The organism is Bradyrhizobium sp. AC87j1 (assembly GCF_002936975.1).
Classification (GTDB): domain Bacteria; phylum Pseudomonadota; class Alphaproteobacteria; order Rhizobiales; family Xanthobacteraceae; genus Bradyrhizobium; species Bradyrhizobium shewense.
This window is the reverse complement of sequence record NZ_PTFE01000049.1, coordinates 51,596-60,061: the sequence shown is the minus strand read 5'-3', so window position 1 is coordinate 60,061 and position 8,466 is coordinate 51,596. Positions and strand designations below refer to the sequence as shown.

Sequence of the window (8,466 nt, the reverse complement as noted above, 5' to 3'; positions counted from 1 at the left end):
CGCGCCTCGGCGGTTGGACCGGATACTACGGTAAACCAGGACCCATCACGATCCTCCAGGGCCTGTTGGCCCTCAGGGCCATGCTCAGCGGCTGGAGGATCGCTCGCGATGTGTGAATCAAATAGGGTCAAGCCGGGGCACGACACCGGTGGTGTAGCGGCAGCCCGCCCCTACCCGATTCCCCGGCCGAACTTGTTCGACTTCGGGAAACCCTTCGGCGGCAGGCGGCCGGCGTCGGCGCGGGTGCCTTGCCACTCCGCCAGCTCCTTCATGGTCGCCGAGAATTCGCGGCCCGCGGAGTCCTTCCAGGTCAGGCCCGCCTTGGCCTCGAACACGGCGACGTCGGAGAGATCGCCGTCCTTGTACTTCTGCAGCCGCACGCCGCGGCCGCGCGCCATCTCCGGCACCTGGTCGAGCGGGAAGATCAGCATCTTGCGGTTCTCGCCGATGACCGCGACGGTGTCGCCCAGCACTTCGGTAACCACGCGCGCCTCGTTCGGCATGTCGACGTTGAGGACCTGCTTGCCCTTCTTGGTGGTGCCGACGCAATCGTCCTCGTTGACGACGAAGCCCTGGCCCTCACTGCTCGCGACCAGGAATTTGCGTCCGCCCTTGTTGACGAACAGCGCGACGGGCGCCGCCTCCTGCTCGAGGTCGATGAACAGGCGGATCGGCTCGCCGTGGCCGCGGCCGCCTGGCAGCTTGGCGACATCGAGCGAGTAGAACTTGCCGTTGGTGGCGAACAGCAGCAGCTTCGAGGTCGTCTCGGCGAAAAACGCAAAGCCGAGCTTGTCGTCCTGCTTGAAGGCGAGCCCCGAGAGATCCTCGACATGGCCCTTCATGGTGCGGATCCAACCCTTGTCGGAGACGACGACCGTCACCGGCTCGCGTTCGACGAGGGCCTCCTCCATCGCGGCGAGATCGTGCTCGGGCGCGTCGGCAAAAGTGGTGCGGCGTTTGCCGAGCGGCGTCTTCGGTCCGAACATGTCGCGGACCTTGCCGACCTGCTCGCCGACCTTCTTCCACTGCTCGGTTTCCGAGGCCAGCACCGCGTTGATGCCCTTGAGCTCGGCACGGAGGTTCTTGTCCTCGGTGCGGATCTCCATCTCCTCGAGCTTGCGCAAGGAGCGCAGGCGCATGTTGAGGATGGCTTCGGCCTGCACCTCGGTGAGCTTGAACTCCTTCATCAAGGCCGGCTTCGGCTCATCCTCGGTGCGGATGATCTTGATGACCTTGTCGATGTTCAGATAGGCGATCAGGAAGCCGCCGAGGACTTCCAGCCGGTGCTCGATCTGGGCCTTGCGGTAGTTGCTGCGGCGGATCAGGACGTCGCGCAGATGGTCGAGCCATTCGCGCAAGCACTCGGCCAGCCCCACCACCTTGGGCACGCGGCCCTTGATCAGCACGTTGAGGTTCAGCGGGATCTTGTTTTCGAGCTCGGTGAGACGGAACAGCGATTCCATCATCAGCGCGGGATCGACGTTCTTCGATTTCGGCTCGATCACGATGCGGACGTCTTCGGCCGACTCGTCCCTGATGTCGCCGACCAGCGGCAGCTTCTTCTGGTCCAGCAGCTCGGCGACCTTCTCGATCAGCCGCGACTTCTGCACCAGGAAGGGAATCTCGGTGACGACGACGACCCAGGCGCCTCGCGCGCCCTCCTCCTGCTCCCACCGCGCGCGAACGCGGAACGAGCCGCGGCCGGTCGTGTAGGCTTCGGCGATGGCCTGCTTGGAATCGACGCAGATGCCGCCGGTCGGGAAATCGGGCCCCTTGACCCACCGCATCAGTGCCTTGGACTTGGCGTCGGGCTTCTCGATCAGATGCAGCGCGGCTTCGCAAAGCTCGGCCGCGTTGTGCGGCGGGATCGAGGTCGCCATGCCGACCGCGATTCCCTGCGCGCCGTTGGCGAGCAGGTTCGGGAAGCCGCCGGGCAGCACGACCGGCTCCTTCGACTGGCCGTCGTAATTGGCGCGGAACTCGACGCCGTCCTCATCGATGCCGTCGAGCAGAAGCCGCGCGACGTCGGTCATGCGCGCTTCGGTGTAGCGGTAGGCGGCGGGATTATCGCCGTCGATATTGCCGAAATTGCCCTGGCCGTCGACCAGCGGATAGCGCGAGGAGAAATCCTGCGCCAGACGCACCATGGCGTCGTAGATCGCCTGGTCGCCGTGCGGATGGAACGAGCCCATCACGTCGCCGACGATTTTTGCGGATTTCTTGAAGGCCGTGCCGGGGTCGAGCCTGAGCAGGCGCATGCCGTAGAGGATGCGCCGGTGAACCGGCTTCAGACCGTCGCGCGCGTCGGGCAGCGCGCGGTGCATGATGGTGGAGAGCGCATAAGCGAGATAACGCTCCTCGAGCGCTTCACGCAGCGGCACCTCGTGAATTTCGGCCGGCTCTTGCGGCGGAATCAATCGTTTTCCCATGCCGCCCGGTTAAACCGTGGAAGCGAATCGGGCAAGGATGGATTGGTTCCCTGTGGGCGGCTAATGCCCCGCCCAGCCGGCTGTCACGGTCTGGGTCTGGGTCCCACCAGGCGTTTGGGCCGGCGCCGGCATGTTGGTCAGGCACCGCCGGGCGGCCTCGATTTCAGCCTCCGTCGCTCCCTTCGACCGCGCCCATGTCTCTGCGGCCGCAGCAGAATATTTCGCCACATAATACCGGACGACCGTGCAGGACGCCCGGCGAAACACGCCGGGTTGCGGCTCGCCGGCCATGGCATCAGGCGCAAACGTGAGCAGCGCCGCGGACAAGGCGAATCCTCTGATCAACATTTAGGCTGTCCCCGCTATGGAACCTGAGGAAGCGAACTCAACCAGCCCTACTTCGTTCCCCGGAACTCCATGCCCGGAGGCAAAGCAGAGTCCCGCTCAGCTCATGGCGCGGGAATCGCCGCCTTCGCCTGCTGCCGGATCAAGGCATTGATGAAGCCCGCGCGCGCGTCGGAATGGCCCTGCCCGCGCGGCTCCAGCACATGGCGCAGCAGGAACAGGCCGGTGAGCCGAAAGCCGTCCTGGAGATCCTGCTCGGTGAGGTCGCTTGCGGTTTCGCCCTGGCGCAGAAACGGCGGCAGGCGCAACAGGCGGTCGCGCCACGGCTCGCCCGCGCCGCGCGACACCGCGCCGCCGGATTTCGGCGAGACATAGATCAAGTCGGTGGTCTCGCCCGTGACCGCGCAATTTTCCAGCGCCAGCCCGAAGCCGAGCTCGGCGAGCATCGCCAGCTCGAAATGGATGAGATGCACGGCCGCACCACCGATATCCTCGAAATCGTCGAGCGAATGTTCGAGCAGCGCGAAGATCTCCTCATGCGGATCGCGCTCCGGCAAGAGCCGCGCAATCGAGGCGAGATGGGTGACGCCGTAGACGCCATGGGATGATCCGAGCAACGTGGCCGCACGCAGCTTCAGCCCTTCGATGGCGTAGGTGCCGAGATGCTCGTCGAGCCGTGCTCGCCATACCGCGCTGACGCTGTTCCCCGGCTGCAGCAAGGGCCGCATCCGCGAGCCGGCGCCGCCGCGCACGAGGCCGAGGTGGCGGCCGTGCCCGCGCGTCAAGAGCTCGACGATGGCGCTGGATTCGCCATGCCGCCGCACGCCCAGCACGATGCCTTCGTCGGTCCATTCCATGTGTTAAGTATAGCGCTATATGCTCTGGTGCAGAAGTTCGGCACGCGTGGAATCACAATGGACTTCATTGCCGGTTTGATCGGCCCAATTGTCGAGTTGGTACTCTGGGTCGTCTGGTGGACCATTTTCGATGCGCTGCCGACCCTCTTCTATTTCACTGCGCTGGCTCTGTTGTTCGCGGTCACGTTCGGCAAGGTCAGAGTCGAGTTTCCCGAACGCGTGACCCGCATCGGCTGGACGGGCGCCTTGCACATCAGGTGCCCCGACGAAGGCCGGGTGATCCTGTCGCCGGCGCTTGGTGTCATCGCGGGCTTCGTCATCTGGGCGATCATCGTGAGCGCGGTGATCATTGTCCACGCCTATCAGACGTAGATCGTAGGGTGGGCAAAGCGACTTGTCCGCCGTAGCTCGGAGAGCGAAGGCGGAAGCGTGCCCAATTTGATCGACGGCGCGATGGTGGGCACGGCGCGCAAGGGCGCGCCTTTGCCCACCCTACGGCACTGCGCGTAATCTCACGCGTTGAACCAGCCCTGCGCGTCGCCGCTGAAGGAGAAATACAGGCCTACCGTCGTCAGCGCGCAGGAGACGATCTCGATGGCGCTGTCGAGCTCCATGCCCTTCTCCCCGATGATCTGGCCGAGCGAGATCACCGACAGCACGAGGGCAGCCGCCAGCACCCAGCGCGGCCAGTTCTTGCGCCAATGCGCGGCGAGCCAGACGAAGTAGACCAGGAGCAGGATCATGCCGCCGGCGAGCAAGGTCCCCGTCATGATCATCTGCTCGGTCACCTCGGCGCTGGGCGTGCGGTCCTGGACCGCAACGGACAAGGCGTCCAGCATCAACGACGCATAGAGCAGCGCTTCGAAGCGCCGGACATTGCTGGGCACGCTCATCGGATACCGATCTTTTCTTGGTTATTCTCTCGGAAAGTCCAGGCCCATCTCGCGGTAGCGATCGGGATCGTCGCCCCAGTTCTCGCGCACTTTGACGAACAGGAACAGGTGGACAGGCACGTCCAGGATCTGCATCAGTTCCTTGCGCGAGTCCGCGCCGATCGACTTGATGGTGGCGCCGCCCTTGCCGAGCACGATCTTGCGCTGGCTCTCGCGCTCGACGAAGATCGTCTGCTCGATCCGCACCGACTTGTCCTTGCGCTCCTCCCACTTGTCGGTCTCGACCGTGGACTGGTAGGGCAATTCCTGGTGCAGCTTCTGATAGATTTTTTCCCGCGTGATCTCGGCCGCCAGCTGCCGCATCGGCGCGTCCGACATCTGGTCCTCAGGGTAGAGAAACGGGCCCGCCGGCACCATCTCGGAGAGAGTCTTGCGGAGGTCGTCGACGCCGTCGCCCGAGATCGCCGCGATCATGAAGGTCCGCGCGAACTTCATGCGCTCGTTGGCGGCCTGCGCCAGCGCCAGCAGTTTCTCGCGCTGAACCAGATCGACCTTGTTAATGACGAGGATCTTCTCGTGATTGACGCTGGCCGCCTTGGTGAGGATCGCCTCGGCCTCCTCATCGATCCCGGTCTTGGCGTCGAGCAGCACGCAGACGAGATCGGCGTCATGCGCCCCGCTCCATGCGGTCGAAACCATGGCGCGGTCGAGCCGGCGCTTGGGCAGGAAGATGCCGGGCGTGTCGACCAGAATGATCTGCGCGTTGTTCTCGATCACGATGCCGCGGATCAGCGCGCGCGTGGTCTGCACCTTGCGCGAGACGATCGTGACCTTGGCCCCGACCAGCGCGTTGACCAGCGTGGACTTGCCGACATTCGGCGCGCCGATCAGCGCAACGAAGCCGCAGCGCGTGGCAGTGGGCGCCTCGCCGCTTGTTTCAGCCGTCATTGCCGCCGCCAACGCCTTCACGTTCGATCATCACTGAAGCTGCTACTTTCTCTGCCGCGCGCTTGCTGCCGCCGATGCCTTCGGCCGGCGCGAGCCCCGGCAGGTCCACCGCGACGCGGAATTGCGGATCGTGGTGCGGGCCGGTGCGCTCGACCTCACGGTAAACCGGCGTCGGCAGCCCTTTGCCCTGCGCCCATTCCTGCAGCACGGTCTTGGGATCGCGCAAGGGACGGCGCGGCTTGTGCATGCGCTCGGTCCAGTTGCGCTTGACGAACTCGGCCGCCGCCGCGTAGCCACCGTCGAGGAAGACGGCGCCGATCACGGCCTCGCAGATGTCGCCGAGGATGGACTTGCGCAGTCGCGCGTCGGCGCTGGAGCCGACTGAGCCGAGCTTGATGTCGTCGAGCAGTCCGAGCGACTTGGCCACGTCGGCGCAGCTTTCCTTGCGCACGAGTTCGGCAAGACGCTTGGACAGCTCGCCCTCATCGGCGTTCGGGAAGGCGTGATAGAGCATGTCGGAGACGACCAGCCCGAGCACGTGGTCGCCGAGGAATTCCAGGCGCTGATAGCTGTCGCCGCGCTTGCGCCCGGACTTCAGCGCCGAGACATGCGTGATCGCCTGCATCAGCATATTCGGATCGGCGAAGCTGTGGCCGATGCGCGCCTCGAGCGCCGCGTTGGCATCGGTGCCCTTGGCCTTGCTGCTCCGCGTCCGCTTCTTCTTTGCAGGCGTCTTCGCTGCAGCTTCGCTCTCAGGAGCGGCTTGCGCCTCGGTCGGTTGGATCGCGATGTCCTTGGCTTCGTCTTTCATCGGACGATTTTGAAGAACCGATTCCAGCGCACCGCCCACGGCCAGCGCCAGAACATCCAGGCATGCTCGCCTTCGGCGATGGAGAAGAAGATCATCTGGGCGCGGCCGATCAGATTCTCCTGCGGCACATAGCCGACCTGGCCGAGAAAGCGGCTATCGGTGGAATTGTCGCGGTTGTCGCCCATCATGAAGAAATGGCCTGATGGCACGGTGTAGACATTGGTGTTGTCCACGTAGCCGTTGTCGGCGCAATCGAGCGTCTCATAGGACACCCCGTTCGGCAGCGTTTCCTTCCAGCGCTTCACGCGGGAGATGCCGCCACCTTCCGAGCCGCAGGGCTCCTCGCCGACATATTCGCTCATCCGCTGCCGCTCGACCGGCGTGTCGTTGATGTAGAGCAGCCCGTCCCGCATCTGGATACGGTCGCCGGGAAGGCCGATCACGCGCTTGATGTAATCGGTGGAATCGTCCTTCGGCAGGCGAAACACGACGATGTCGCCGCGGTTCGGATCCGAGCCCCAGATCCGCCCGGAGAACAGCGGCGGCGAGAACGGAATCGAATAATGGCTATAGCCGTAGGAATATTTCGAGACGAACAGATAGTCGCCGACCAGCAGCGTCGCCTTCATCGAGCCGGACGGGATGTTGAAGGGCTGGAACAGGAAGGTGCGGATCACCAGCGCGATCAGGAGAGCGTGGATCACGACCCGGATCGTTTCACCGACGCCGCTCTCAGTTTTCGTTCCTGAAGTCACGCTCATTGCTCTCTCAATTCCGCCCGGCGATCACAGAGCGCCCTCCTCCCGCGAACGGCCCACCGGTTCGCGGCGCAAGGAGATTGTCCTGATTCTGATAGTGAGGGCCAATTCCGGCGTAAAGCCGAATTCGCCCATGCTGATTTTGTGTCCGCGGACTTTTAGACGGTTGTCGGAGGCCACGCAATCAAGGATCGCGTCAAAACTCGATAAGATATTGATTTATAACACAAATCATAATATGGCCCCGGGCCCCTCAGGGTTTCGGCAGCGGGACGGCCGAAATGATGACGAAGGCCTGCGCCAGCGGCCAGTCATCGGTGATCGACAGGTCGATCCGCGCCTCGAACCCCTCCGGGGTCAGGGCCTGGAGCCGGGCCAGCGCCCCGCCGGTCAGTTGCATGGTCGGCCGCCCGCCCGGCAGGTTGACCACCCCCATGTCGCGCCACCACACGCCGCGCCGGATCCCGGTGCCGAGCGCCTTGGAGCATGCCTCCTTGGCGGCGAAGCGCTTGGCGTAGGTCGCCACCACCATCTTCTCGTTCTTGGCCCGCCGCTCCGCCTTGGCCCGCTCGGCCGCGGTGAAGATGCGGTCGAGGAAGCGCTCGCCGTGCCGCTCGATCACCTTGCCGACGCGGGTGATGTCGATCAGGTCGGAGCCGATGCCGATGATCATGCCCGGCTCCGGCCGCGGTCCATCGCCGCGCGCATGCTGCGCACCGTCTCGGCAAGACCGACGAACAGCGCCTCGCCGATCATGTAGTAGCCGATGTTGAGCTCCATGATCTCTGGAAGGGCGGCAATCGTCTCTGCCGTTGCATAGTCGAGCCCGTGCCCGGCATGAACCTCCAGCCCGGCGGCCTTCGCCAGCTTCACGCCCGCCACGATCCGCTGCCATTCGGCCTCGGCCTTGGTCGTGTGGCCGTCGACGACGGCGTCGCACCAGGCGCCGGTGTGGATCTCGATCACAGGCGCGCGCAGCCGCGCCGCCATCTCGATCTGGGCGGGATCGGCGGCGATGAACAGGGAGACCCGAATGCCGGCATCGTTCAGCCGGGCGATGTAGGGCGCGAGCGCGTTGTGCTGGCCGACCACATCCAGCCCGCCTTCGGTGGTCACTTCCTGCCGGCGCTCCGGCACCAGGCACACCGCGTGCGGCTTGGTGGCGAGCGAGATGCGCATCATGTCGTCGGTCGCTGCCATCTCGAAATTGAGCGGCTTGGAGATCTCGGCCTTCAGCCGCGCCATGTCCTCGTCGCGGATGTGGCGGCGATCCTCGCGTAAATGGGCGGTGATGCCGTCGGCGCCGGCTTCGATAGCCATCAGCGCCGCGCGCACCGGATCGGGATGGCGGCCGCCCCGCGCGTTACGCACGGTTGCGACGTGATCGATATTGACGCCGAGGCGAAGCGGAATTGCGGGCATTTC

General features: G+C 64.8%; 10 protein-coding genes. 1 reads left to right on the top strand and 9 read right to left on the bottom strand.

Annotation, left to right across the window (positions count from 1 at the left end):
• Positions 1–170 precede the first annotated feature (170 nt).
• From parC to recO, 3 genes are all read right to left on the bottom strand, one after another.
• Positions 171–2,429: a DNA topoisomerase IV subunit A gene (gene parC / locus CV770_RS23775; RefSeq protein WP_091967380.1), complete on the bottom strand. Its 2,259-nt coding sequence runs from the start codon at positions 2,427–2,429 to the stop codon at positions 171–173.
• Between the two features lie 60 nt (positions 2,430–2,489).
• A complete protein-coding gene (locus CV770_RS23770) occupies positions 2,490–2,777 on the bottom strand; it encodes a hypothetical protein (protein WP_104464067.1) in 288 nt (95 codons plus the stop codon).
• 101 nt (positions 2,778–2,878) lie between these two features.
• Positions 2,879–3,631 carry a DNA repair protein RecO gene (recO, locus tag CV770_RS23765; RefSeq protein ID WP_104464066.1) on the bottom strand — a complete coding sequence of 251 codons (753 nt, stop codon included), beginning with the start codon at positions 3,629–3,631 and terminating at the stop codon, positions 2,879–2,881.
• A 57-nt stretch (positions 3,632–3,688) separates the two neighbouring features.
• Between recO and CV770_RS23760 the strand changes: the two genes are divergently transcribed.
• Positions 3,689–4,003, top strand: coding sequence for a hypothetical protein (locus tag CV770_RS23760; RefSeq protein ID WP_146101337.1), 315 nt, complete (start codon positions 3,689–3,691; stop codon positions 4,001–4,003).
• A gap of 140 nt (positions 4,004–4,143) precedes the next feature.
• Here CV770_RS23760 and CV770_RS23755 read toward each other — a convergent pair whose 3' ends face one another.
• From CV770_RS23755 to CV770_RS23730, 6 genes are all read right to left on the bottom strand, one after another.
• A complete protein-coding gene (locus CV770_RS23755; RefSeq protein ID WP_038972470.1) occupies positions 4,144–4,524 on the bottom strand; it encodes a hypothetical protein in 381 nt (126 codons plus the stop codon).
• A gap of 21 nt (positions 4,525–4,545) precedes the next feature.
• Positions 4,546–5,472, bottom strand: a complete 927-nt coding sequence (gene era / locus CV770_RS23750; protein WP_028144378.1) for a GTPase Era — start codon at positions 5,470–5,472, stop codon at positions 4,546–4,548.
• Positions 5,462–6,283, bottom strand: coding sequence for a ribonuclease III (gene rnc, locus CV770_RS23745; RefSeq protein ID WP_104464064.1), 822 nt, complete (start codon positions 6,281–6,283; stop codon positions 5,462–5,464). The genes era and rnc overlap by 11 nt, the downstream gene beginning before the upstream one ends.
• A complete protein-coding gene (gene lepB, locus CV770_RS23740; protein WP_028144380.1) occupies positions 6,280–7,044 on the bottom strand; it encodes a signal peptidase I in 765 nt (254 codons plus the stop codon). Before lepB ends, rnc begins: the two co-directional genes overlap by 4 nt.
• 250 nt (positions 7,045–7,294) lie before the next feature.
• Positions 7,295–7,714, bottom strand: a complete 420-nt coding sequence (gene acpS / locus CV770_RS23735; RefSeq protein WP_028144381.1) for a holo-ACP synthase — start codon at positions 7,712–7,714, stop codon at positions 7,295–7,297.
• Positions 7,711–8,463 carry a pyridoxine 5'-phosphate synthase gene (locus CV770_RS23730; RefSeq protein WP_104464063.1) on the bottom strand — a complete coding sequence of 251 codons (753 nt, stop codon included), beginning with the start codon at positions 8,461–8,463 and terminating at the stop codon, positions 7,711–7,713. The genes acpS and CV770_RS23730 overlap by 4 nt, the downstream gene beginning before the upstream one ends.
• Positions 8,464–8,466 lie beyond the last annotated feature (3 nt).

Bases quoted from the DNA above. Each gene is read 5' to 3' on its own strand.
- CV770_RS23770 (WP_104464067.1), bottom strand. From the start codon at position 2,777: ATGTTGATCAGAGGATTCGCCTTGTCCGCGGCGCTGCTCACGTTTGCG.
- CV770_RS23730 (WP_104464063.1), bottom strand. From the start codon at position 8,463: ATGCCCGCAATTCCGCTTCGCCTCGGCGTCAATATCGATCACGTCGCA.
- CV770_RS23760 (WP_146101337.1), top strand. From the start codon at position 3,689: ATGGACTTCATTGCCGGTTTGATCGGCCCAATTGTCGAGTTGGTACTC.
- rnc (WP_104464064.1), bottom strand. From the start codon at position 6,283: ATGAAAGACGAAGCCAAGGACATCGCGATCCAACCGACCGAGGCGCAA.
- CV770_RS23755 (WP_038972470.1), bottom strand. From the start codon at position 4,524: ATGAGCGTGCCCAGCAATGTCCGGCGCTTCGAAGCGCTGCTCTATGCG.
- lepB (WP_028144380.1), bottom strand. From the start codon at position 7,044: ATGAGCGTGACTTCAGGAACGAAAACTGAGAGCGGCGTCGGTGAAACG.
- recO (WP_104464066.1), bottom strand. From the start codon at position 3,631: ATGGAATGGACCGACGAAGGCATCGTGCTGGGCGTGCGGCGGCATGGC.
- parC (WP_091967380.1), bottom strand. From the start codon at position 2,429: ATGGGAAAACGATTGATTCCGCCGCAAGAGCCGGCCGAAATTCACGAG.
- acpS (WP_028144381.1), bottom strand. From the start codon at position 7,714: ATGATCATCGGCATCGGCTCCGACCTGATCGACATCACCCGCGTCGGC.
- era (WP_028144378.1), bottom strand. From the start codon at position 5,472: ATGACGGCTGAAACAAGCGGCGAGGCGCCCACTGCCACGCGCTGCGGC.